Raw genomic sequence first — 822 nt, 5'->3', positions numbered from 1 at the left:
TATTGTCTGTTATACCTTGCTCTAATGTATCAGAAATCATACCGTCCAATTTTATTGGACTCTCTATACAATCATTTTTACATTCAATATCTTCATTTGACAATGACTCAGACAAAATGTTTGGGGGCGTTTTGTCCAACAAACTTTCTGTTTCGTTTGATTGTGCATTATTACCTATATTTTTCTTCAAATTCGTTAAAATACTTTCTCTTGCCCGATCCTTTAAATGGACCCGCTTTTCTTCTGCTCTTCTAAGCCTTTCTTTTCTCTCCTTCGCTTCCTGTTCAAACAGCTTTTGCAAATAGGCTTCTCTTCTCAGTAATTCCAGCCTACGTTTCTCTTTTTTTGCTTTTTTTTCTGTTTCATGATTGCGCAAATTTTTTGTTGCTTTTTTTCTTTCTTTTTCTGCAAGTTTTTTTCCAATGCATATGCTCTCACCATAAACCGATTTTTCAACACATCGCTTTTTATACTTATTGGGATACCAGTCTCTAAACCTGCCTTCCCAAATTATTTCATAATCGTTTATTATCCCGTCTTCTCTTTTCATCATCATCCACACTTTGTGTTTGTACCTATTCGCAAATTGCTTTAAGAAATGCTCTAAAATGTTTTCAAGACCGTATTCAATTCCATAGTCAATTATTGCTTGCTCCAAATTTAACAGCGCATTTATGTATGTCGAATCGTTGTTGCTCAGCTCTTTTATTTGCTTCACATATTTTTTGCTAATTTTGTAGTCAGATAACAGTCTTGTCTCAACATCTTTTCTTATTATTTTGCAATCCCTTTTCTTTTTTTTATAAAAATCAGCTTTTTTCA

1 protein-coding gene is annotated in these 822 nt (G+C 33.1%); it reads right to left on the bottom strand.

The window, feature by feature from the left end; all coding sequences use genetic code 11:
- Window positions 1-822, bottom strand: an 822-nt coding sequence (locus U881_RS11065) for a plasmid maintenance protein (protein ID WP_038363990.1), incomplete at both ends; no start/stop codon positions are given.

The organism is Borrelia persica No12 (assembly GCF_000500045.1).
Lineage (GTDB): Bacteria > Spirochaetota > Spirochaetia > Borreliales > Borreliaceae > Borrelia > Borrelia persica.
Note: the sequence above shows the minus strand (reverse complement) of the source record. Positions and strands in the feature narration are given on the sequence as shown.